Origin of the sequence: Aegicerativicinus sediminis, assembly GCF_015476115.1 — a bacterium.
Classification (GTDB): domain Bacteria; phylum Bacteroidota; class Bacteroidia; order Flavobacteriales; family Flavobacteriaceae; genus Aegicerativicinus; species Aegicerativicinus sediminis.
Genome location: NZ_CP064295.1, coordinates 2,678,886 through 2,702,571 on the forward strand (window position 1 = coordinate 2,678,886; position 23,686 = coordinate 2,702,571).

25 protein-coding genes are annotated in these 23,686 nt (G+C 35.3%); 13 read left to right on the forward strand and 12 right to left on the reverse strand.

Annotation, left to right across the window (positions count from 1 at the left end):
* The first annotated feature begins 40 nt into the window (after nt 1-40).
* Together truA and ISU00_RS11600 are read left to right on the forward strand one after the other, a co-directional pair.
* The gene (gene truA / locus ISU00_RS11595) at nt 41-787 is read left to right on the forward strand and encodes a tRNA pseudouridine(38-40) synthase TruA (protein ID WP_228850824.1); all 747 of its coding nucleotides are present in this window, start codon (nt 41-43) and stop codon (nt 785-787) included.
* Entirely contained in the window at nt 787-2,553 is a 1,767-nt protein-coding gene (locus ISU00_RS11600; RefSeq protein ID WP_228850825.1) for an ABC transporter ATP-binding protein, read from the forward strand. Before truA ends, ISU00_RS11600 begins: the two co-directional genes overlap by 1 nt.
* Here ISU00_RS11600 and ISU00_RS11605 read toward each other — a convergent pair.
* Genes ISU00_RS11605 through folP form a run of 3 tightly spaced genes read right to left on the reverse strand, consistent with a single transcriptional unit; the run spans nt 2,550 to nt 4,931 of the window.
* Nucleotides 2,550-3,335, reverse strand: coding sequence for a DUF3667 domain-containing protein (locus ISU00_RS11605; protein ID WP_228850826.1), 786 nt, complete (start codon nt 3,333-3,335; stop codon nt 2,550-2,552). The two genes, ISU00_RS11600 and ISU00_RS11605, sit on opposite strands and share 4 nt — an antisense overlap.
* Nucleotides 3,335-4,117, reverse strand: a complete 783-nt coding sequence (gene cdaA, locus ISU00_RS11610; protein ID WP_228850827.1) for a diadenylate cyclase CdaA — start codon at nt 4,115-4,117, stop codon at nt 3,335-3,337. Before cdaA ends, ISU00_RS11605 begins: the two co-directional genes overlap by 1 nt.
* Nucleotides 4,118-4,154: 37 nt before the next feature.
* Nucleotides 4,155-4,931: a dihydropteroate synthase gene (gene folP, locus ISU00_RS11615; protein WP_228853733.1), complete on the reverse strand. Its 777-nt coding sequence runs from the start codon at nt 4,929-4,931 to the stop codon at nt 4,155-4,157.
* A gap of 129 nt (nt 4,932-5,060) precedes the next feature.
* On the opposite strand from folP, the gene ISU00_RS11620 reads away from it, so the two are divergent.
* Genes ISU00_RS11620 through ISU00_RS11645 form a run of 6 tightly spaced genes read left to right on the forward strand, consistent with a single transcriptional unit; the run spans nt 5,061 to nt 9,110 of the window.
* Nucleotides 5,061-5,612: a DUF1599 domain-containing protein gene (locus tag ISU00_RS11620; protein ID WP_228850828.1), complete on the forward strand. Its 552-nt coding sequence runs from the start codon at nt 5,061-5,063 to the stop codon at nt 5,610-5,612.
* 12 nt (nt 5,613-5,624) lie between these two features.
* Nucleotides 5,625-6,719: a BT_3928 family protein gene (locus ISU00_RS11625; RefSeq protein ID WP_228850829.1), complete on the forward strand. Its 1,095-nt coding sequence runs from the start codon at nt 5,625-5,627 to the stop codon at nt 6,717-6,719.
* Complete coding sequence (locus ISU00_RS11630) at nt 6,719-7,240, forward strand: TlpA family protein disulfide reductase (protein WP_228850830.1); 522 nt, start codon at nt 6,719-6,721, stop codon at nt 7,238-7,240. The genes ISU00_RS11625 and ISU00_RS11630 overlap by 1 nt, the downstream gene beginning before the upstream one ends.
* Nucleotides 7,237-7,986 (forward strand): triose-phosphate isomerase, encoded by a 750-nt coding sequence (gene tpiA / locus ISU00_RS11635; protein ID WP_228850831.1) that lies wholly within the window; start codon nt 7,237-7,239, stop codon nt 7,984-7,986. Before ISU00_RS11630 ends, tpiA begins: the two co-directional genes overlap by 4 nt.
* Complete coding sequence (prmA, locus tag ISU00_RS11640; RefSeq protein WP_228850832.1) at nt 7,986-8,819, forward strand: 50S ribosomal protein L11 methyltransferase; 834 nt, start codon at nt 7,986-7,988, stop codon at nt 8,817-8,819. Before tpiA ends, prmA begins: the two co-directional genes overlap by 1 nt.
* Nucleotides 8,820-8,834: 15 nt before the next feature.
* The gene (locus ISU00_RS11645) at nt 8,835-9,110 is read left to right on the forward strand and encodes an ATP-dependent Clp protease adaptor ClpS (protein WP_228850833.1); all 276 of its coding nucleotides are present in this window, start codon (nt 8,835-8,837) and stop codon (nt 9,108-9,110) included.
* On the opposite strand, the gene ISU00_RS11650 is transcribed toward ISU00_RS11645, so the two are convergent.
* On the reverse strand, nt 9,107-9,550 hold the full coding sequence (locus ISU00_RS11650) for a Na(+)-translocating NADH-quinone reductase subunit F (RefSeq protein WP_228850834.1): 444 nt from the start codon (nt 9,548-9,550) through the stop codon (nt 9,107-9,109). The genes ISU00_RS11645 and ISU00_RS11650 overlap by 4 nt on opposite strands.
* A 287-nt stretch (nt 9,551-9,837) precedes the next feature.
* Between ISU00_RS11650 and ISU00_RS11655 the strand changes: the two genes are divergently transcribed.
* The 4 genes from ISU00_RS11655 to ISU00_RS11670 are packed head-to-tail and all read left to right on the forward strand — an operon-like array spanning nt 9,838 to nt 15,465.
* On the forward strand, nt 9,838-10,632 hold the full coding sequence (locus ISU00_RS11655; RefSeq protein ID WP_228850835.1) for a universal stress protein: 795 nt from the start codon (nt 9,838-9,840) through the stop codon (nt 10,630-10,632).
* Nucleotides 10,633-10,643: 11 nt separating this feature from the next.
* Nucleotides 10,644-12,479 carry an SLC13 family permease gene (locus ISU00_RS11660; RefSeq protein ID WP_228850836.1) on the forward strand — a complete coding sequence of 612 codons (1,836 nt, stop codon included), beginning with the start codon at nt 10,644-10,646 and terminating at the stop codon, nt 12,477-12,479.
* A gap of 17 nt (nt 12,480-12,496) precedes the next feature.
* Nucleotides 12,497-14,122, forward strand: a complete 1,626-nt coding sequence (pckA, locus tag ISU00_RS11665; RefSeq protein WP_228850837.1) for a phosphoenolpyruvate carboxykinase (ATP) — start codon at nt 12,497-12,499, stop codon at nt 14,120-14,122.
* Nucleotides 14,123-14,148: 26 nt separating this feature from the next.
* Entirely contained in the window at nt 14,149-15,465 is a 1,317-nt protein-coding gene (locus ISU00_RS11670; protein ID WP_228850838.1) for an ATP-dependent 6-phosphofructokinase, read from the forward strand.
* Nucleotides 15,466-15,535: 70 nt separating this feature from the next.
* On the opposite strand, the gene ISU00_RS11675 is transcribed toward ISU00_RS11670, so the two are convergent.
* The 7 genes from ISU00_RS11675 to ISU00_RS11705 form a co-directional block, all read right to left on the reverse strand.
* The gene (locus ISU00_RS11675; RefSeq protein WP_228850839.1) at nt 15,536-16,060 is read right to left on the reverse strand and encodes a ferritin-like domain-containing protein; all 525 of its coding nucleotides are present in this window, start codon (nt 16,058-16,060) and stop codon (nt 15,536-15,538) included.
* A complete protein-coding gene (locus tag ISU00_RS11680; RefSeq protein WP_228850840.1) occupies nt 16,041-16,655 on the reverse strand; it encodes a DUF2202 domain-containing protein in 615 nt (204 codons plus the stop codon). Before ISU00_RS11680 ends, ISU00_RS11675 begins: the two co-directional genes overlap by 20 nt.
* 94 nt (nt 16,656-16,749) lie before the next feature.
* On the reverse strand, nt 16,750-17,433 hold the full coding sequence (locus ISU00_RS11685) for an aspartate/glutamate racemase family protein (RefSeq protein WP_228850841.1): 684 nt from the start codon (nt 17,431-17,433) through the stop codon (nt 16,750-16,752).
* Nucleotides 17,434-17,440: 7 nt separating this feature from the next.
* Nucleotides 17,441-17,794, reverse strand: coding sequence for a hypothetical protein (locus ISU00_RS11690; RefSeq protein WP_228850842.1), 354 nt, complete (start codon nt 17,792-17,794; stop codon nt 17,441-17,443).
* A 140-nt stretch (nt 17,795-17,934) separates the two neighbouring features.
* A complete protein-coding gene (gene trxA, locus ISU00_RS11695) occupies nt 17,935-18,231 on the reverse strand; it encodes a thioredoxin (RefSeq protein ID WP_228850843.1) in 297 nt (98 codons plus the stop codon).
* A 16-nt stretch (nt 18,232-18,247) separates the two neighbouring features.
* On the reverse strand, nt 18,248-18,631 hold the full coding sequence (locus ISU00_RS11700; RefSeq protein WP_228850844.1) for a rhodanese-like domain-containing protein: 384 nt from the start codon (nt 18,629-18,631) through the stop codon (nt 18,248-18,250).
* A 27-nt stretch (nt 18,632-18,658) separates the two neighbouring features.
* A complete protein-coding gene (locus tag ISU00_RS11705; RefSeq protein WP_228850845.1) occupies nt 18,659-20,380 on the reverse strand; it encodes a SulP family inorganic anion transporter in 1,722 nt (573 codons plus the stop codon).
* 257 nt (nt 20,381-20,637) lie between these two features.
* Between ISU00_RS11705 and ISU00_RS11710 the strand changes: the two genes are divergently transcribed.
* Nucleotides 20,638-21,483: a DMT family transporter gene (locus tag ISU00_RS11710; protein ID WP_228850846.1), complete on the forward strand. Its 846-nt coding sequence runs from the start codon at nt 20,638-20,640 to the stop codon at nt 21,481-21,483.
* 14 nt (nt 21,484-21,497) lie between these two features.
* On the opposite strand, the gene ISU00_RS11715 is transcribed toward ISU00_RS11710, so the two are convergent.
* Entirely contained in the window at nt 21,498-23,666 is a 2,169-nt protein-coding gene (locus ISU00_RS11715; RefSeq protein ID WP_228850847.1) for a molybdopterin-containing oxidoreductase family protein, read from the reverse strand.
* Nucleotides 23,667-23,686 lie beyond the last annotated feature (20 nt).

The window sequence follows — 23,686 nt, forward strand, 5'->3', positions numbered from 1 at the left end:
AAGTGTCTATCTTTGACCCTCACAAATTTATTGGAAACGTTTGAGATATTTTATTAAACTTTCTTATGATGGTTTGGCTTACCATGGCTGGCAAAATCAACCTAATGCCCTAAGCGTTCAGGAAGTGTTAGAGAAGAGTATATCCACAATATTAGGTGTAGACGTTGAAATTGTGGGTGCGGGTAGAACGGATACCGGAGTTCACGCAAAAGAAATGTTTGCCCATTTTGACTATGATTCTCCTTTAATAGAGGAGTTTGTATTTAAAATGAACTCCTTTCTACCAAAAGACATAGCAATTCAAAATGTTTTTGAGATGCAACCTGACGCTCATGCTAGATTTGATGCTGTATCGAGAACATATCATTATCACATTCATATTGAAAAAGATCCTTTTTTAGTTAATCATTCTTACCAATATGGTAGGGATTTAGATTTGAAGAAGATGAATGATGCTTGCAAAATATTATACCAATATACAGATTTTCAATGTTTTAGTAAAAGTAATACTGATGTTAAAACCTATTGTTGTAAGGTAACTTTAGCGGAATGGTTTGTAGATGGTAACAATTATACCTTCATTATTACAGCAAATCGGTTTTTACGAAATATGGTAAGAGCTATCGTAGGTACTATGTTGATGATCGGTAGCGGTAAGTTAGAAGTTGAGGAACTTCACAATATTATAAAGTCAAAAGATAGAAGCAATGCGGGATTCTCTGTACCTTCGCATGGTTTGTATTTAACCGAGGTGCGATATCCGGAAAATTACAACGTAAATAATTAATGAGCGCCAAATTAAATAAAGCTTTCGATTACAATCTTTTTAAAAGGCTAATGACCTACATAAAGCCCTATAAATGGATTTTTGTTGCCAATATCATCTTTGTTATTGGTCTTTCCGTTTTTGGTGTACTTCGTCCCAAAGTAGTTCAGATTGCCGTAGATACGAATATTACAAATCGTAACTACGACGGATTTATGTACTTAATCATTTTAATGATTGTCCTTTTAATTCTTGAAGTGATCTGTCAGCTACTTTTTATCTATTATGCCAGTTGGCTTGGACAGAATGTGGTTAAAGATGTACGTGTAAAACTCTTTAAGCACATGCTCAATTTTAAAATGAAATATTACGACAACAGTTCAGTCGGGGTACTAATTACCAGAGCTGTGCAGGATATGGAGCGCATTGGGGATATATTCGATCAAGGCCTATTCATGATTTTTAGTGATATACTAAAAATGCTAGCAGTAGGCATAATGATGGGCTATATGAACTGGAAATTGAGTTTGATTGTCTTTGCTACTATGCCTTTTGTTCTTCTTGCCACAAAGATTTTTCAAAAGTATATGCGCATGGCATTTCAGGAGGTTAGAACTGAAGTTGCCAATTTGAATTCTTTTGTTCAAGAAAGAGTTACCGGAATGAAGATTTTGCAATTGTTTACGAGAGAAGAAACGGAATATGAGAATTTTAAAGTAATAAACGAGCGACATAAAAAAGGGTGGTTAAAAACGGTTTGGTATAATTCTATATTCTTTCCCATAGCTGAATTTTTATCTTCTATTACTTTGGGTCTAGTAGTGTGGTTTGGAGGGTTAAATGCAATTATGGACAATACAGCGTCCCTGGGTGATTTAATGGCATTTATTATGATGGTGCCGATGCTATATCGCCCCTTAAACCAGATTGCCAATAAATTTAATACCCTACAAATGGGTATGGTTGCGGCTGATAGGGTGTTCAAAATTTTAGATACAACCTCACAAATTGATGATTTAGGAGAGGAAAAGGCTGGTCATTTTTCCGGAAGGATTAATTTTAAAAATGTTCATTTCGGTTACCTGGAAAATGAGGAGGTGATAAGGGGTATTAATTTGGATATCCAACCAGGACAAACTGTTGCGATTGTCGGTGCAACTGGAGCAGGCAAATCAACTATAATTAACTTGCTTAATCGGTTTTATGATATCAATTCAGGTGAAATTTTAATTGATGGTATTAATATTAAAACCTTTACATTAAAATCTTTGAGATCCCAAATTGCTGTGGTTTTACAGGATGTGTTTCTCTTTGCAGATACCATCTTGGCTAACATTACTCTGAATCATCCTGAAATTACAGAGGAACAAGTTCAAAAGGCGGCTAAGGAAATTGGGATTGATGACTTTATTCGAAGTCTTCCAAATGGTTATCATTATAATGTTAAAGAGCGAGGGGTAATGCTTTCTTCAGGCCAGAGGCAATTGATTTCTTTTTTACGAGCCTATGTTACTAACCCAAGTATTTTAGTATTGGATGAAGCAACAAGTTCTGTTGACTCTTATTCCGAACAACTTATCCAGAATGCCACAGATAATATAACTAAGGGTAGAACTTCCATTATCATAGCTCATCGATTAGCGACCGTACAAAAGGCAGATAAAATTATTGTTATGGATAATGGAGAAATCGTAGAGGAAGGAACACATTTAGAACTTCTTAAAAAAGAGGAGGGGTATTACCGCAATCTTTATGAAGTTCAATTTTTAAAGGAAGAAACGGTTTAGGGCTTTTGAGGGAGAAAATCCTTGAATTCAATCACTCCGGTTAGTATACCTATACCAAGAATTAAAAATGAGAACGCAAGATAAGCCATAAAGAAAAGCGGGATAAACAATAGGGTTTTCAATACCATCGACTTCCAACTTAAACCGAAAAGTTTCTTTAATAGGATTGCACTATAGAAAAAGAAAATCAACCATAATCCCATTGATACGAGCATTGGTTGAAATGGTAAAAAAAGAGCAGCTAAAACGGTTACAATTGAAGTGCACATTGAGAATAAAGGCATTGTGTAAAAGTAAATTGCACAATGTTCTATATAGTTGTACTTCTTATTCCAAAATACAATCCAAGATATAAAAGCAACCCCAGGAATAATAATAAAGCTTATAAATGAATTGTATTCGTAAACAAAACTTGTGAGCTTTTGGTTTCCCAATTTTTGATTTGGATTGTCAAAGTATTGTGACATATCTAGCACATCGGGAAAATATTTCTGCATCAAGAATAGATAAACCCCTGATATGGTCAATGATATAGCAAAGAAACTTAACGGGTTTATGTACCGTTTTCTTACTCCATCGACATACTCCGAAATTACCTTAGAAGGATTTTTAAAAAGATGTTTAATGGTAAAAATAAATCGGTTGTCCCAATTTAAAAATTGTTGACTGAATTCATCTGTAAGATGCCTAAATGAAAGGCGTTCGGTAACAACTTTCGCACCGCAATTAAGACAATACTTGCCATTTTCAGGAATAGAATATCTGCAATTTTTGCAATCCATTAAGATAAGTCTTCCTTAATCATATCCTTTAATTGAACTATTGAATCGAACATATTAAACTCACCATTTTTTATGTATGAAATTTGTCCAGTTTCTTCACTTACCACCAATGCCAAAGCATCGGTTTTTTCTGTAATACCAATAGCTGCACGATGCCGAAGGCCAAAACGCTGGGGGATATTGCGTTCATTGCTCACTGGTAGAATTACTCTAGTGGCTTTAATGATATTGTTTGAAATTATAATAGCTCCATCGTGCAATGGGCTGTTCTTGAAGAAAATACTTTCAATGATGGGTTGGGTGACAGCAATGTTCATTTCATCTCCAGAACTAGTAAGGAAATCGAGATTGTTATTACGTTCCAATACTATCAACGCCCCAGTATAAGTTGTGCTCATTTTGCTACAAGCCCCTAGAATTGCATCAAGGTCCATACCGGTAGGAACTTCGCTTTTTAAGAAGCGCATTTTGCCAAACCACTTGCCTTTACTGCGAATATTCGTAGAACCTACCATTAAAAGGAATTTTCTAATCTCTGGTTGAAACACCACAATTAGCGCAATAATACCAACCTTCATAAACCCATCAAAAATGCTATGGAGCATATCCATGTTTAAATAGGCAGTTAATCGCCAAACAAAATATATGATTATAATTCCAAGGAAAATATTTATGGCGACAGTGCCGCGAACCAAGCGATATAAGTAATATAAAAGTATGGCTACAAGGAAGACATCAATGAAGTCTACAATGTCGAATTGAAGCAGGTCAAAATTTTCCAAAAGCTAGTTTTTGTAAATGTAGCAAATATATAGATGTTTAAGTTTTTGAATATAACTCATTCAACTTAATGCACTCCACAGCTTCTTTAACGTCATGTACTCTTAAAAATGAGACACCCTTTCCTAAGGCTAGCATATTAAGTGCCGTTGTTCCATTGAGGGCTTCATTTGGTGAGGTTTCGAGTGTCTTATATATCATAGATTTTCTAGATAAACCTACTAATATTGGCAAGTCTAGAATGTGAAGCAAATCTAGTTTCCTTAATAATTCAAAATTTTGTTCGATGTTTTTTGCAAACCCGAAACCAGGATCTATAATAATGTCCATTATTTGAAGGGAACGTGCTTCTGCAATTCTTTCTGAAAAGTAATAAATGATTTCTTTCAGCAAATCGTCATATACATTTTGGCTCTTCATGGTTTGAGGTGTGCCCCTCATATGCATCATTATATAAGGAACTTTAAGTTCAGATATAGTTTCTAGCATTTTACCATCTAATTTTCCTGCAGAAATATCATTAACCATATTGGCGCCTGCCAATATGGCTTCCTTAGCAACTTTTGAGCGAAATGTATCGATTGAGATTAAAATTCCAGGGAATCTTTCCGAAATTTTTATGATAATGGGAATAACCCTCTTCAATTCATCGGTAATTGAAATATCGGTTGCATCAGGTCTGGAGCTATATCCTCCCACGTCAATTATTTTTGCACCTTCCATTACCATCCGCTCAGTTTGGTTTAGAAATTCTAAATCAGATTTTTTAGTTCCGCCATCGTAAAAGGAATCTGGAGTAACATTTAAAATACCCATTACCCAAGGTTTGTCTACTTCAAATAATTCTCCTTTGCTATTAAATGAAAAGCTTTTAACGCTTGATGCTTCCAATGTTTTTAATTTCGCTTTATTTGTCCGAAATTTACGCAATTTTAAAAGTAATAGATGCACCGCACTTCAAAACAGTATGATGCTGTTATCACTATTTGCCGAGATCTTTTTCAAAAGAAAATGAAGGATTATGGTAGTGCCTGGCGAATTTTAAGACTTCCATCACTTACAGATCAAATTTTCATCAAGGCTCAACGAATACGAAGTTTACAACAAAATACTGAACGTAAAGTTGATGAGGATGAGGCAAGCGAATTTATTGGCATCATCAATTACTGTACAATGGCATTGATTCAAATTGAAAAAGGTGTCGTTGACCAGCCAGACTTATCATTAGAAGAATCTCTAAGTCTTTATGACCAAAAAATAAACGAAACCAAGGAATTAATGCTTAATAAGAATCACGATTACGGTGAAGCCTGGCGAGATATGAGAGTTAGTTCATTGACCGATTTGATTCTTCAAAAACTATTAAGGGTAAAACAGATTGAAGATAATCAGGGTGTCACCTTGGTAAGTGAGGGTATAGCTGCCAATTACCAAGACATGATCAACTATTCTGTTTTTGCCTTAATCCATTTAAACCTTTCCAACGAAACTAATTAACCAAAAAGTAGCATGAATATTTTAGTACAGCTAAGTAGAATTATTGTCGGAGTCTTATTTATTATTTCCGGTCTAATTAAACTTAATGATCCTCTGGGTTTTTCCTATAAGCTGGTGGAATATTTTGAACCGGGAGTGCTTAATCTACCTGTTTTTATTCCATATGCACTAATGATTGCTGTATTGGTAGTGATTTTGGAAGTGCTGCTTGGAGTATTTCTTTTGATAGGGTATTTAAGGAAATTTACTGTTTGGAGTTTGCTCGGAATGATTTTGTTCTTCTCTTTCCTAACATTTTATTCTGCTTATTACAATAAGGTAACAGATTGTGGATGTTTTGGGGATGCGATTAAATTAACCCCTTGGGAATCTTTTTACAAGGATATAATCTTATTGGTATTCATTATTGTTTTAGTAATTGGTGTAAAATATATTAAACCGATTTTAGGCAAATTAGGGTTGTCAATTGCGGCTTTAATTAGTTTTATTGCCTGTTTGAGTTTAGGTTATTACGTATTAATGCATTTGCCGGCAGTTGATTTTAGGCCTTATAAAATAGGTGCCAATATACAAGAGGGTATGTCAACGCCAGAGGATGCTCCCAGGGCTGTCATCGATTATCATTGGAAATATAATGTTAATGGAGAGGAAAAAATATTTACTACTCGAGGACAAGCACCAAATGTGGAAGGCGAATTAATAGGGGTTGAAACTGAAGAAATCAGTCCTGGTTATGAACCTCCAATACATGATTTTATGATAGAAAAGGATGGTGAGGATCTTGCTTCAGAATTTTTGGAAGAACCAAAGCTTGTTATGGTGATTATGTATAGCTTAGATAAAAGCGAGGCTGAAGGAATGAAAAAGCTTACTTCTTTAGAGGAGAAAGCTACTTCAAATGGGTATAAGATAATTGGTTTAACTGCTTCAAGTGAGGAGCAGCAAATGGTTGTTAAAGCCAATTATAATCTCGATTTCGAGTTTTATCTATGTGATGAAATAGCATTGAAAACGATTGTAAGGTCAAATCCTGGAATTTTAGTTTTAAATAGAGGGACTATTGAACAAAAAGTTCATTGGAACGATATTGAAGATTTGAATCTCTAGTGCATACTATTCGATTTGATAAAATTAATTTTTGGATAGGGAAGAGGCTTGTTTATTTTGGTATAATATTTTTTGTTGCCGGATGTTCGGAAAATCCTAAATCCTTTTCAATTGAGGCTTATAATGACGTTCTTTTAGATATTAAAGGAAATGAAATAACCTGGGAGAAAGCACTAAATGAAATGAAGGGTAATAAGACCTTTATTGATTTTTGGGCTACTTGGTGCAAAGACTGTATTGAGAATTTTGAGGCTTTAGAGGACTTGCAGCAAGAGTTTCCAAATGTAAATTTCGTTTTCGTGTCCTTAGATAATAACATAGATTCCTGGAAGTGGGGAATTGAAAAATATAATTTGGTCGGCAGTCATTATTTTCTCCCTGAAGGGAAAAATGGAGCCTTGGGTGATTTTTTAAATCTATGGTGGATTCCAAGATATGTAGTAATTGACGAGAACAACAACATTTTAATTTTTAAAGCCACATCGGCAGAAGACATCAAAATAAAAAACGTATTACAATGAGAGCAAAAATAGTTGCAGGTAACTGGAAAATGAATAACGATTTGGCAATGACCCAATCTTTGATAACGGAACTTAAAAAGCAATCACAAACTTCAAACGCTGAGGTTATGATTGCCCCGTCCTTTACAAATCTTTGGCCGGCCTTTGAGGCTCTGAAAAATCATAAAATAGAAGTGGTTGCACAAAATATGCATCAAAAGGCTTCTGGGGCCTATACAGGTGAGGTTAGTGCAGAAATGTTGAAGAGCATTGGTGTTAATACAGTTATTTTAGGGCATAGTGAGAGGCGTGAATATTTTGATGAAACTAATGCTTTATTGGCTGAGAAAGTAGATGCCGCATTAAAAAATGGTATGCGCGTTATTTTCTGCTTTGGAGAGGTGTTAGATGATCGAAAATCTGGTTGGGCAGAGAGCGTTGTTAAGACTCAATTGAAAGAATCCCTTTTTCATTTAGATAAATCGGCTTTTGAAAATATTATTTTGGCCTATGAGCCGGTATGGGCAATAGGTACAGGTGAAACTGCTACCCCAGAGCAAGCACAGGAGATCCATAAACATGTTAGAAATGTATTAACCGAAAAATATGATGATGAGTTGGCAGAATCGGTTTCAATTTTATATGGCGGAAGTGTGAAACCTGGTAATGCAAAAGAAATATTCTCAAAACCGGATGTCGATGGCGGTTTAATAGGTGGAGCTTCTCTTAATGCATCCGATTTTTACGCAATTGTTAATGCCATTTAATGGACCAAAATTCTTATTTAGAATTTGACTTTTCTCTATCGCCTAAGGAACCTTGGTCAGATGTTCTAGCTGCGGAATTGGGCGAATTAGGATTTGAAAGTTTTAGTGAAACTGATACAGGTATTAAGGCTTATATCTCCAAAGATCTTTCTAAAGACCTAGTTTTTGATGACTTAATGACCTTTACTTCACCATGTGAGGTTAATTACTCTGTTCAAGAAATTCAAAAGGAAAATTGGAACATGGAATGGGAAAAAAATTTCCATCCCATTTTGGTTGATGATAGGTGTTCCATCAGGGCACCGTTCCATGAAAAACCTGATGCACCTATTGATATTATCATTGAGCCCAAAATGAGTTTTGGAACTGGTCATCATGAAACAACCTACCTCATGGTGGAACATCTGCTTGAAATGGATTTGTCTAATCTTAGGGTATTGGATATGGGTTGTGGTACAGGGGTTTTAGCAATATTGGCCAGTATAAAAGGGGCTTTAATGGTAGATGCAATCGATATTGACAATTGGTGTTATTTAAACTCAATTGAAAATGTTGAACGTAATAACTGTGCTAACATAAACGTATTTGAGGGCGATGCCCAATTGTTGGAAGGAAAAACATATGATTTAATAATTGCTAACATTAATAGAAATATACTATTAAATGACATACAATTTTATTCAAAAAGTCTCTCATTTAAAGGCACTTTACTCTTGAGTGGTTTCTACAAAGAAGATATTGAGGCAATAGTTGAGGAATGTGCTAAATATGGGTTAAAATATGAAAATCAACGTGTTAAAAATAATTGGGTTGCCTTAAAATTTTTAAATTAGCGGTAAACTAATGATATGAGTTTTAAAGAAAAACATCTTGAGGAGACACTGCTTGCCGAAGAAGTTTCTAAGCAAAATGAAATTGTTTTATTTAATGATCATGTAAATACGTTCGATCACGTAATTGAAACCTTAATTTATGCCTGTGACCATACACCAGAACAGGCGGAACAATGCTCCATTATTGTTCATTATAAAGGGAAATGCACAGTTAAAACAGGAGAGTATAGTGATTTGGAACCACGCTGTTCAATGCTGCTTGATGCTGGGCTTACAGCAGAAATTGTCTAAAGAATTTCTAAGATGGAATTGTGTTCTTTCCTGACTAAATTTTGAATGCTCATTACGTTCTGTATGTTATCTAAGGCGCACAAAAATGAAACTGTAGCACTCAATCCTTCAAAAAGTATATCCTTATCACCGTTTATTTTAGGTTTTTTATTGCCATGATGTAATGGTAGCTGATATCCACAACCTTTCAAAAATTCAGCCTCAATTTGCAATAACTCGGACGGGGAATAACCGTTAAATTTTTTACCGAAAGCTTCATTGATACTACCAACATAACTTAGTTTAAGGGATCCGTGTTGGTCTGTTAGGTATTTCCAAGATTCCTTTTGATCCATAATATTCCCAACGGCACATTGTTTACAACATTCTGGATTTAAATTGCCACTATTATATGCAGAATATAATTTTTGTAAGGCTTGGCCTAATCGTTTCGGTATCATCAGTTGCGATTTTTAGATTAAGAAAATTAACCAAAATTTGACTAATACCCAATTTTACAAATTAGATTTAGGTCTAAAAATTCAAAAACACTTTCCTGTTTCTTGGAGAAATTTTAACAGCAGTTAAATAATTATGGTGTGAACTACCTCGGCTTCGTTTACGAAATCGATTTCTGTTGTAAAATATTGTAAAACAAAGCGATAAAAATTTATCATAGATGACATCTGTCATCTTTTAGGAAGTCATGTTGGGGTAATTTTAACAGAGTAAATTGAAATAAATCAACATGACTCGGATTAAAACTATTATAGTTCCTTTTGATTTTTCCCATGCAGGCAAAATAGGTTTGCAGTACGCCTTAACTCTATTTGGACTAGATAATGCGGTTAAAATTATAGCAGTACATTCAGTTATTAACAATCCTGAGGATGATAGCCGAAAGGAATTTCAAGCTTATATCTTAAGTCAAAAAAAGCTTTATAAAATCCCTCCCACTTTAGAGATTACTAATTCTCCCTTAGTGCAAGGTGTAAATGCAGTTGCAAATAAATATGCTGCAGATCTTATCATCATTGGAACTGGAGATCATACTCATGTTTTGGAAGGGGGAACACTGTCAAAAGCTACAACATTGGTAATGCACTCTAGCCATCCTGTAATTACAGTATCTACCAATTTCTCAATTGAAAAACCAAAAGAAATTGCTCTCTTATTAGGAAAGGATGAGATTGATCGAGTAAATGTCTTAGAAACATTATTGAAAATTACTAGGCGTTTTAAGGCAAAGGTTCATGTGCTAACTATTTATCAAGACCATATCTTTTTTGGAGAAAAAGACTATGAGGTTTCTGAGAGTAATGACGAAACTCTTGAGTACTACTTGGAACATTTTTATGAAGAACACTCCTTTGCTCAATTTGCAGATATCGAGAAAGGAATTCAAAATTATATAACAAAACATAATATAGATATGTTAGCCATATTGCCCCGACACCATGCTACTAAAACGGAGCCTTCTGAGGGACGTTTAACAAAACTTTTAACCTTACACTCTTCAATACCTGTATTGGCTTTGATTTAAAATCTGGCTCAATGACCACGATAATCATCATATTGTTCCTAACAATTGCATTATTTGTCTGGAATAAGTTTCCGCCTGACATTGTAGCACTCATTTCAATGCTATCACTTTATTTATTTGGGATATTAGATTTAACCGAAACCTTAAGTGGGTTTAGTAATCCAACTGTAATAATGATTGCTTCCCTATTTGTTGTGGGTGAGGGACTTTCAAGAACAGGTTGGACCGCTTTAGCTGGCCGAAAATTTGTTCGTTGGGCAAAGAATAATGTTCCAAAATTATTAGTTATTGTGACTTTAGGTTCTAGTTTACTTTCAGGCTTTGTCAGTAATACTGGAACTGTTGCCGCTTTTTTGCCAGTAACTGTTAATGCGGCTTGGAATGCAGGTACATTACCATCCAAATTGTTGATGCCTGTAGCTTTTGGTTCTAACACAGGTGGACTATTAACCTTAACTGGTACACCCCCAAACATTATTGCAAGTAATGCTTTAATTCAGCAGGGATTTGAGGGTTTTTCATTCTTTGAATTTAGTTTAATAGGTATTCCACTTTTGATTATTGCATTGCTCTATTTTCGATATTTCGGGTATAAGTTGTTACCAAATAATAAAACAAACAATAAACCATTAAATATTGAAAATGAGCTTTACAAATGGATCGATCATTATAGTATAGGTGATGATTTGTATCGGTTAAGGGTGAGATCTATGTCTCCTTTTATTAATACCGCCATAGGCGATTGGAATTTTGAGGAAGAGCATAATGTTTCAGTTGTGAGGTTAAAACGAAGACATTTTAAACCGATTATAGGAGAAAAGCAATTTGTTGAATTGCCAGAAGGGGATACCGTTATGCATTACCATGATATAATAACGGTTAAAGGTAAAAGTGAGGATGTAGATCGTTTAATGCGAAAATTTAGTCTCGGGTTAATTCCCTACAAGGCTGAAATGGATTCTATTAAATCGGAATTTATAAATCAAGAAATTGGTTTAGCTGAAATGCTGATTACTCCAAATTCAGTTTTTGTTGGACAAACACTTCCTTTGGGACATTATCTGGAAAAATCGAATGTTCAACTTATTGCAGCCTCAAGGGCCAATAGGCCAATTTCGGGAAATATACATATAGAGGCTGGTGACGCCTTTATAATTAGAGGATCCTGGGAGAATATTGATGAATTACAGTCGCGATACGAGAACGTGGTAATTTCAGGAAATCCCGAGGATATGTCCAAAAATGTGGACACTATTACCGCTAAAAGCTATATCGCTTTGGGTACCTTAATTCTAATGGTGTTGCTTTTAGTTTTAAATATTATGCCAGGAGCAATAACAGCACTTATTTGTGCTGGAATTATGATGATTACTGGCTGTGTTCCCATAACCAAAGCTTATAAAGGAATTAGTTGGACAAGTGTAATTATGATTGCTGCTATGATTCCAATGGGAATAGCTTTGCAGAAAACTGGTTTGGCCCAGGCCGCAGCGGACAGTCTTGTAAACAGTTTAGGAAAAATTTCACCAACTTTTATGTTGGCAGGAGTATTCTTGGTTACAACAGCCTTTAGCCAAACAATAAATAATTCGGCGACAACGGTATTGATGGCGCCAATTGCAATTGTGGCGGCAGTTTCCTTGGGGGTGAATCCGCAGCCATTTTTAATGACGGTAGCTATAAGTGCATCAACGGCTTTTTTAACCCCAATAGGAACAACAACTAATGCTATGGTAATGGCAGCTGGCGGATATAAATTCATCGACTACGTCCGGGTCGGTGGTCCGCTACTGCTGATTTTTTTTATAACCACACTCTTAATAGTGCCCTTATTTTGGTCTTTTTAATATGAAATAAATTTATTATGGAAGCTTTACTTTATACACAAACACTTGAACAATATGGCATTGAAAATGCAAAGGTTCATTGGAATTTAGACGGAGAAACCCTTCAACGACTTACCGTTGAAAATAATATGGGTACCGAAACAGAAAATGGTACTTTATGTGTTAACACCGGAAAATTTACCGGAAGGTCTCCAAAAGACCGTTTTTTGGTAAAGGATGATTATACTAAAGATAAAGTTTGGTGGGGAAGAATAAATAAGCCTATTGCACCGGAAAATTTTGATGGGTTGTATAAAGAGGTAGTTGGTTACCTTTCAAATAAAGAGGTATATGTAAGGGATGCTTATGTCTGTGCCGACCCAAGATATAGAATGAATGTAAGGACTATAACAGAGTATCCTTGGTCTAACTATTTTATTAAAAATATGTTCTTGAGATTAAAAAAGAATGAACTCAAGAATTTTGAGGAAGAATGGTTGGTAATCTGTGCTCCTGGATACCAAGCAGAAAACCCATCACAATTTGGGATTTTAAATGGTAATTTTTCCATACTCAATTTTACTAGAAAGATCGCCTTGGTAGGTGGTTCGGCATATACTGGGGAGATGAAAAAAGGTATTTTTTCTGCTTTGAATCTCATTTTGCCTGTTGAAAAAAATGTACTTCCCATGCATTGTTCTGCCAATGTGGGTAAGGAAGGTGATACTTCTATTTTCTTTGGCCTTTCTGGAACTGGTAAAACTACATTATCGGCCGACCCGGATAGGAAATTGATTGGTGACGACGAACATGGCTGGACTTCGGATAATACAATTTTTAATTTCGAAGGTGGATGCTATGCAAAAGTTATTGATTTAACTGAGGAAAGAGAACCGGATATTTTCAGAGCGATTAAACCAGGTGCATTGCTTGAAAATGTAGTGTTTAAAAAATACACTAAAGATGTTGATTATTCAGATAGTTCAATCACCCAAAACACAAGGGTAAGTTATCCTATAGAACATATTAAGAATATTCAACAGCCATCCTTTGCTAACAATCCTAAAAACATTTTCTTTTTAACCTGCGATGCGTTTGGAGTGTTGCCTCCGGTATCCAAATTGACCCCTGGGCAGGCTGCCTATCATTTCATTTCTGGATATACTGCAAAAGTTGCTGGAACAGAAGCTGGTATTAATGAGCCAGTGCCTTCTTTCTCAGCTTGTTTTGGTGAGCCATTCATGCCATTGCATCCTACAGTTTATGCAGAAATGTTGAGTAAAAAGATGCAAGAAGCAAACGTTAATGTTTGGTTGATTAACACTGGTTGGAGTGGCGGCCCTTATGGTGTAGGATCTAGGATTAAATTAAAATATACAAGGGCCATGATAACCGCCATTTTTAATGGAGAATTGGATAAAGTTGATTATGAGGTCCATCCTATTTTTGGCTTGAGAATGCCTAAATATGTCCCTGGTGTACCTACAGAATTACTCGATCCTATGAATACTTGGCTTCAAAAAGGGGGGTATATTAGCAAAGCGATTCAATTAGCTCATGCTTTTCATATCAATTTCGATAAATTTGCAAACCAAGCATCTGAGGAAATTATAAATGGTGGACCTTTAATTGATTCTCACCATGCCTTAGATGATACGTTTTAAGATTTAATTGAAATACAGACTTATCATTGGAAATCACATATAATTTTGATATTGAATCTTTAGGGGAGTCGACGTTCGATTCCCCTTTAGGTCTCAGTAATATTAAGGGGGACAACATTCACAATTTTGTGGATGAAAATTACAGAATACTTTATAATATAAAGCTCTCTGCATATAAGGAGCGTTTAAAGAAAGGGCTAGAACCTATTTCTATGCTTAAGGCTGGACCTCGCGAAAAAGTATTTTTCAAACCAGAAGACACAACCGCTGCCATCGTAACCTGTGGTGGGCTATGCCCGGGGTTAAATAACGTTATTAGGGATATTGTTATGACACTATATTATCACTATGGTGTTAAATCAATTTATGGTATTCCTTACGGTTATGAAGGACTGAGTAAAGATTCTCCCCACAAATTTGTGGAATTAACACCAGATGAGGTAAAGGATATCCATGAATTTGGAGGGACAATTTTGGGGTCTTCTCGCGGAGGTCACGAACCATCTGTAATGGTAGATAAATTGGTAGAACATAATGTAGATATTCTTTTTACCATTGGTGGAGATGGAACTTTGAAGGGAGCTAATGCCATTGGAGAAGAAATTAAGCGGCGAGGATTAAAAATTAGTGTTGTTGGTATTCCTAAAACGATAGATAACGATATAGATATCATAGACCAAAGCTTTGGGTTTGAATCTGCATTTGGCATGGCCACTCCAATTCTTAGGGATGCACATAATGAAGCAACTGGAGCTTTTAATGGCATTGCCATTGTAAAGTTAATGGGAAGGGATAGTGGTTTTATTGCTGCCTCAGCGGCATTATCTAATCCTGTGGTTAATTTTGTGTTGGTGCCTGAGATGGATTTTCGCTTGAAAGGAAAAAATGGACTCGTTAATTTGATGAGGGAACGTTTGAAATCTCAACATCATGCGGTAATTGTTGTTGCAGAAGGTGCGGGTCAGCATTTATTTGAAAACAAGTCTACAGTTAAAGATGCCTCAGGAAATATTAAGCATCAGGATATAGGTTCATTTCTTCAAAAGAAGCTAAAGAAAGAATTGTCGGATCTAAAACCGACCATTAAATACATAGACCCAAGTTATATTATTAGAAGTGCCGCAGCCAATAGTACAGATAGTGTCTTTTGCACTAAGTTAGCTTATCATGCCGTACATGGGGCAATGTCTGGAAAGACAAAAATGGTTGTTGGAAAGGTTAATGGATATTATGTCTATTTGCCAATCTCTGAAGTAACTAAGAAGCGTAAGAAAATTGATTTGGAGGGAGATTTTTGGTTCTCCGTGGTTCAAAGTACCGGTCAACCCTTCACTATTGGTTAAAGATATTTACAAAAAATGCGCATAAGAAATTATCTTATAGCGCATTTTCTATCAAAAGTAGTGCTAGTTTCTAGTTTTTGCAAGAACCCATTCCTCTGCCTCCTTTTCCTCCTTTACCGCTAAATGCATTTAAATGTCGGTTTGAGGCCCAAATCAATTGTTTATAAACTTCTTTTATATCTTCTTTTTCAGTTCTATTCATGGCATCCTCGAGATCCTTAATGTCCGTTTTTTCGATTAATTGACCCACCTCTAAAGCAGCATCCATAGATTGATTTCCTTTCTCTAATAATTTGTTATAGAGGACAACCAATTCATTGTGATGAAATTCTCCTGCTTTGGTAGATAAAGTATATAATTCATTATAATCATTTAATAAGTCCATTAAATGGTCTTGGTGCCTTAACTCACTTTCGCTGATATTCAGAAATTTTTGGCTTCCATATTTTTCATAAAAATGGATATATACATCATGGGCCAATTTTTCTTCTTCCAATAAATAGGTTAATTGGTTTAATTCACTTTTAATAAGTTTCTGGTCCATTAGGTTGTTGAAAGACCATAGAAACAACATACTAATTATTACAGCTTTCATTTGGAGATTCTATTATTGTTTTAAATAAACTTTCAGAAATATATTGGGGTGAGTACTCGTATGACATTAAATTCAATTGGGTATTGAACGAGCGAAGGTGGTTTTCAGATCCACATTGTAATGAACTATATACACCTAAGATCATTGAGTTATTCAGATTTTGCATATTTAACTCTAAATCTTTAATATCTAAATCCTCAATGGTTGCTCCAACTACGTTTGCCTGCAACAAACTTGATTCGCCTATGTTAACCAATTGGTTGTATAATATTTGTAAATCTTGGTTATTGAAAATTCCCGCAGCTTTGATGGAGTAAGATATGTCATAATAATCCAAAACTTTTATTATGGCGTCCATGTGCGATTGTTCACTCTGTCTTATATTTTGAAACACAGTTGAATTCCAGGTTTCATTTAAAAAATCGTAAACATCCCTAGCCAATTTTTCTTCCTCAAGCATAAAAATGAGGCTGTTCATTTCTTCGGTAGTAAGCAAGTTTATTTCAGGGTCTGGGTCATTATCATCGCTACTGCAATTACTAAACATTAGCATCAGGGGAATAGCAATCAATATTACATATCTTAAGGTTTTCATGATCCAAAATTTAATACTATAAATTTCCAATCATTCTATTATACCTACAGTTACATAGGTTACATATACCCTGTTTTTATGAAAAATTTAGGATTTAATTCAAAATAAAATCAACCGCCATTTTTGCGTGTAATTCTGTGGTGGAAAGAAGCGGTATTTCGAAGTCTTTTTGGTGTAAGAGTAAAGGTAATTCAGTACATCCTAGAATTATGGCATCTGCACCATTTTCGTGCATGTTTTTAATTTGTTGGGAATAAAATGTCTTGGCTTCCTCTGAAAAGATACCTTTGGTAAGTTCATTAGCTATGAAATCATGAACCTTTAACAAGTCTTTGTCATCACTAGGAATTTGAATTGTAAGGTTATAGTTTTCAGTAAGCCAGTTTTTAAGGAAAGGTTTTGTCATCGTAGGTTTGGTGCCTAACAAACCTAATGTTTTATAGCCATTATTTACTGCTTCCCTTGCAGTGGCATCTGCAATATGTAATATAGGTATGGAAATTTTTGGTTGTACAAAATCATACACCATGTGTGGTGTATTGGCGCATATAACAATACCTTCTGCCCCTTGAAGTTCTAGACTGCTTGCAACTTCTAAATATTTTTTATTTATAGCGTCTATGTCTCCAGTTCGCATTAGAGCAATGTTTATACTATGGATTAATAGGGGTGGGTTTTCAAGTTCATTTTTGGCGTTTGAAACAGCTTCGTTGATTAAACGATAATAAGCTTCTGTAGCGTGCCATGATGTACCCCCTATTAATCCAAGTGTTCTCATAATGATATTATATTTGTACTAATTCACCATTTTCTACTGCCTTTGATACATTTGCTTTAATAGTATTAAAAAATCTAAAAAACGGTTTTCCATCTTTTCTCTTTAATAATACGGTCGGCTCATCTGTGTTATCGCCTACACTTTCAATAACCACTTTAACTCCGTTCAAAGCTTGATAATCGGCAATAGCACCTCGCTTTAAAATTTCCCGTTTTGAGGGAAGATTAACATACTTAGGCTGGTTTTGATCTTCCATTATTAAAACATATTCAGCCCCAACTTCTAACTGTTGAGCTGAGGTCGTTAAACCTCCAAACGTCGTAACTAAAACAAAAACGATAAGTTGGTTAATTTTGTTCATTTAATTATTATTTAATAGTTATTTTAAGAATTTCGCAAAAATACAACCTTAAAATAATAATACGGTAAAATTTGGAGTTTGGGACGAGTTAAAAATTTGCTAAATGTGTTATGTTTTATAACCAATTCTTCTTTGAGTTTTTAAAGGAAGGTTTTAAGTTGATTAATAAGGTTAGATGCTTGTTGGACTCCAGACTGTCTCCAAATAATTGAGCCATTTTTGAATACAGCCAATGTTGGTACGCCTCTAATCTGATATTTCATTGCAAGCGACTGATTTTTATCTACATCAATCTTTAAAATTGTAATTTTTTCACCCATTGTCGCCTTGACTTCCTTTAGAATTGGAGGCATCATTTTACAAGGCCCACACCACTCTGCAAAAAAGTCTACCAATACTGGTTTATCTTGGGAAATTATTTCTTTAAAAGAGCCCATTATTGATCAATTTAAATTAGTTGTCGTTTTCAGACCAAGCCGTATATCCATTCTTTAGATCAAACAGATGTTCAAAGCCCATTTCCTTTAATATAGAAGCGGCTTTTTGACTGCGGTTTCCAGATCGACAATAGATAAAAAGAGGCTCTTCCCTATCATAATTAGCGAAATAATTTCGAAATTCCTCCTCTTGGAAAAAATCTATATTTTGGGCATGGTCTATATGACCTTCATTGAATTCTTCAGCCGTACGGACATCTATTAACTGTAGGGTATCTGCAGTTGAGATCCTCTCCTTAAATTCTTCAACCCCAATTTGTTTAGCTGGTAATGGATCTTCACAACCAATGATAGAAAGAGATAATAAAGTGAGGGCTAAAATATAGGAAGCTATTTTCATCAGATATTGTATTTGATTAGTATTAGGTTACATCTTGTTTTGTAATGAAATTTGTTTGTGGACCGGCTCAATGGTAGTCTCATGTTTAATTGAGCGATAGGCCTCTAGGGTACTTACATATAGATTGTCTTTACCAATGTCATCAACCAATCTACTACTAAAAAGTATATCTCGCGTCGGACCAGTTGCACCGGCTATAACCAATGTAATACCATTTTCATTTAGTTCCTTAAGTAATTGTTTAAGCATGTGTGCTGCACTACTATCGATATAATTTATTGCCTCTGCATTTAATATTACCCATATAAGACCTTCTCCCTTGGATTTAATTTCTTTTAATACAGCTTGTTTGAAATAATCCTTATTTCCAAAATAGATTTGGGCATCAAAGCGTAAAATCAATAAATCGTTGTCAATTTCAGCTTCTTCAAATCGCTGAATATTCCTAAAGTAATCTGTACCAGATATTTTTCCTAGAATTGCTATGTGTGGCTTAGAAGTTCGATATACAAGTAGTAATAGTGAAACTAAAACACCCAATAAGATCCCCTCTTTTATGCCTACAAAAAGTGTAATTGTAAAAGTGAATAATAATAGATAAAACTCATCCTTTCTATATTTAAACAATTGTTTCGGATAATTAATATCGATTAATCCGAATACTGCAACCATAACTACTGCAGCTAATATGGCATTTGGCAAATAATAAAAAAGTGGCGTAAGGAATAACAAGGTTAATCCAACAATAAGTGCACTAATTACAGCTGCCAGTCCTGTTTTAGCTCCCGCCTGATCATTTACGGCGGTACGTGAAAAACCCCCTGTCGTAGGATAAGATTGAAATAAGGAACCTATTATGTTAGAGCTTCCTAAGGCAATTAATTCTTTATTGGCATTAACTTCATAATCATCATGCCGTTCTTCCACAGCTTTAGCTACTGATATTGCTTCCATGAAAGCAATTAAGGCCAATGTCATCGCAATTGGGAAAAGTTCAGAAACCCTAGACCACTCAAGGGTAGGTATATTAAAACCGGGTAGACCTTCAGGTATCGATCCTACAATTTTTACATCGAAAGATTCAAGGTTTAAAAAGTAAACAAATCCTATTCCGAGCATTACCGCAATTAGTCCACCAGGAATTTGCTTATGTACCTTCCTTAGAACTTTAATTAATATTATCGCGATTATGCCTATGCCAAGAGTAATTAAATTAGTTGTGCCTAATGTTTCTATGGTATTTTGAATAAGGGTATGTATATGACTGCTTGATGGAATCTCAGTACCCAACAAATGTTTCAATTGACTTAAGCCAATTATAATTGCAGCTGCAGAGGTGAATCCACTAATTACAGGTTTAGAAAGATAATTCACTAAAAACCCCATTCGCAGTAAGCCCAAAGCAAACTGTATTGTCCCCATAAATAGGGCCAAAAAAATGGCCATTGAAATATATTCTTCAATCCCTGATAGTGCCAAAGCACCTAAGCCAGAAGCCACAAGAAGGGAATCCATAGCAACTGGCCCGACCGCCAATTGTCTGGAAGTGCCCATAATTGCATACACAACTTGTGGTAGTAAAGCCGCATAGAGCCCAAAAACAGGTGGTAATCCAGCAATCATGGCATAGGCCATACCTTGGGGTATCAACATTATGCCAACAGTTAAGCCGGCTGTTACATCCCCCGATAAATAAGAAGTTTTATAATTGGGTAGCCAATCTAAAATTGGAAAAATTCGTTTTAACATAGTCTATTTAATGAACGGTCAAAACTATTAAGTTCCATGAGGCATAACAGTAACATTGGTTACATAAGGTATTCCTAAAAGAATACCATTTTTTTAGGGAGTTACGTAAAGGTACAAATTGTAGTCAATTAATAAATGGCGTTAATCGATTATTGCCCATTCTTTTTAAGAGCTATCTAATTGAACTTGATTATAAGATTTTATCTTTATCCCTAAACAACTTCAACACAAAAAATGTGGTTGGGATATTAATTTAAATGAATAATAAGGCAATTGTTTATATGATTTTTAGTGCTTTTGCATTTACATTTTTGAATGTTGGTGTTAAGTATTTGGAATCATTAAGTGTAAATCAAATCATTTTTTTTAGGTCGTTAGGGACACTCTTTTTTACAGTACCATTGATTATAAAAAATCGACTTCCATTTTTTGGTAACCAAAAAGGGTTGCTATTATTTAGAAGTGCAGTAGGACTGACGTCTATGTTCTTTTTCTTTTCCGCCTTGAAATATATAACTGTCGGTACTGCGGTTTCCCTAAGATATATTTCACCAATCTTTGCCGCAATTTTTGCCATTTTTTTATTGAAAGAGAAAGTAAAATTATTGCAATGGTTTTGTTTTCTTATAGCTTTTGGAGGAGTTGTGGTCCTGCGTAAGTTTGAACTCGATATGGATTATACTGGCCTAATAATGGGCTTGTGTTCTGCTTTTTTTGCTGGTTTAGTATATATAAGCATTCATATGATAGGGAATAGGGATCATCCTGTAGTGGTTGTAAATTTCTTTATGTTGGTTTCCACAATCGTTGGTGGGATATTTACAATTTCAAATTGGACTACACCAAGTGTGCAAGAATGGTTGGTGCTTGCTAGTCTTGGCATTTCAGGATATCTGGCACAATTGTTTATGACAAAAGCGTTTCAAATTGGTGAAACTAATGTTATTGCACCATTAAAATATATTGAAGTAGTTTTTAGTATTATCCTTGGAGTGTTGTGGTTTGGGGAAATTTATTCGTTCATTACCTTGCTCGGTATTGGACTTATAATAATTGGCTTGGCAGGAAACATTTATTTGAAACGCAAACCTAAAAATTCTTAAGGAGCTGCTTTCTTTTATGCCTTAACAATGTTTACTCTTGCCTCCTGTATTGCACCTCCACGCCCCATATCCGTTAATAAGTCATTGGTAAGGGCATTAGCTGAACTACCATTTTCCATGAGTGACGGCCAATATCCTTGCGGCATGCAGACCACTCCTTTTTTAACTTTATCTGTTACTTTTACCGCGATAATTACTTCACCACGATTATTATAGACTTTTACTTTATCACCATTTTGAAAGTTTTGTAATTCTGCATCCTCAATATTTATGTCTAAAAAAGGAATTCCTTCTTTTTTTCTAAGATGATTGATATTTGCATGGCTGCTATTCAAAAAATTCTTGGTTGATTTAATGGTCAATAATTGGAAGGGATAATCCCTCATCTCTTTTTCACTGTAAACAAATTGATTGTACTCTGGAAGGGGAGGGTTGATTTCTGGATTGTATAACATACACTTCCCACTTAACGTATTGAAATTGCCTTTTTCATGAGGAACCCAATTTTCAGGCAGCCTTAATTTCGCCCAACCTGTTTTTCTTAGAGAATTGAAAGTAATTCCCTTTAAAAATTCATGATTGCTATTCAATAAGCTTTTTACAAAATCTATATCGGGCTCATACAGATATGGTTCATTTAACCCCATGGCTTTTGACAGTAACCTAAAAAACTCGGAATTTGGTTTTGCCTCACCCACAGGGGTAATTGCAGGTTCATTTATATTAACGTAGGTTTGGGCCCATGAAATATAAAGATCCCAGTTCTCTATAACAGAAGTAGCAGGGAAGACATAATCAGCGTAGCGAGCAGTATCAGTTATAAAATGTTCCAAAACGATGGTAAGTAAGTCTGGTCGTTCCATCCCCTTAATAACAAGGTTTTGATTTGGGATCGTTACCACCGGGTTCGCATTGAAAACAAAAAGTGCTTTTATAGGAGGATTTAAATCCATATTGTTTAAAGCCTTTCCAAATTGAATCATGTTGATTGATCTGGTAGGCTTTTTCTTCAAAAGTTCCTCAGCAATTATTCCCTTTTCCCAATTAAGACTTTCGCCAAATAACTCATAAGTCATATGCATTAAACCACCGCCTAATTTACGCCAAGCGCCAGTTACGGCAGGTAACATTGCAATAGCTCTGTATGCCGAAGACCCATTAGATTGATGCTCAAGTCCAACCAAGACGCGAATGAGAGAGGGAGGGTTTGTGGCATATTCTTTTCCTAATGTTACTATGGTATTCGTATCTAAGCCTGAAATTTTAGCAACATTATCGGGAGTATAATAGCTTACATGTTCTCTTAATTCTTCGATGCCGGATGTATAATTCTCAATATACTCTTGGTCCTCCAGTTGTTCTGAGAAAATAACGTTAAGCATACCTAAAGCCAAGGCGGTATCTGTTCCTGGTATTGGTTGAATGTGCCAATCAGCCTCTTTTGCGGTAAGGGATTTAAAGGGGTCAATCACCACAATTTTGGCACCATCTTTTTTGGCTTTCTGAATTAGCGGCCATAAATGTTGATTTGAAATTATTGGATTTGTTCCCCAAAGGATAATGTATTTGCTATGAACAATATCTTCAGGAAGAACTCCTGTGGTCTGTCCATTTACTGCCATTAAACCGGCAATACCAGCATCACCACAAATCGTTTTTTCTAATTGTGAAGCGCCCAATAAAGCAAAAAAGGGATCAGAAATTGCGTGTCTCTGTACCAAGCCCTCATTACCACCATAACTGAAAGGTAAAATTGCTTCTCCGCCATCTTCATCTATTATTGTTTTAAGTTTGGTTGAAATTTCCGCCAAAGCCTTATCCCAACTTATGGGTTCAAATTTACCTTCACCTTTATTGCCGATGCGCTTAAGTGGGGTTAAAATTCTATCAGGATGATAGGTAACATCTTCTAAAAAATAATCCATTTTGGAGCAAAGTTTCCCATTTGTATATGGATTATCATTACTCGCCTTAACGCTTGTAGCTACATTATCCTTTGCAGTAACCTTCCAACTGCAAGTGTCAGGACAATCATGGTAGCAGGCTCCATTTACTGTTTTGGATACAGGTGTGACACAACTAGACAAAGTTGCGCCTGGTAAGCTTAAAATCCCAGCAGCCATTGAACCTTGTACGCCCAATTCAATAAATTTTCTACGATTTATTTCTTTATCCTTATCCACATTTTGAAAATTAAGAAGTG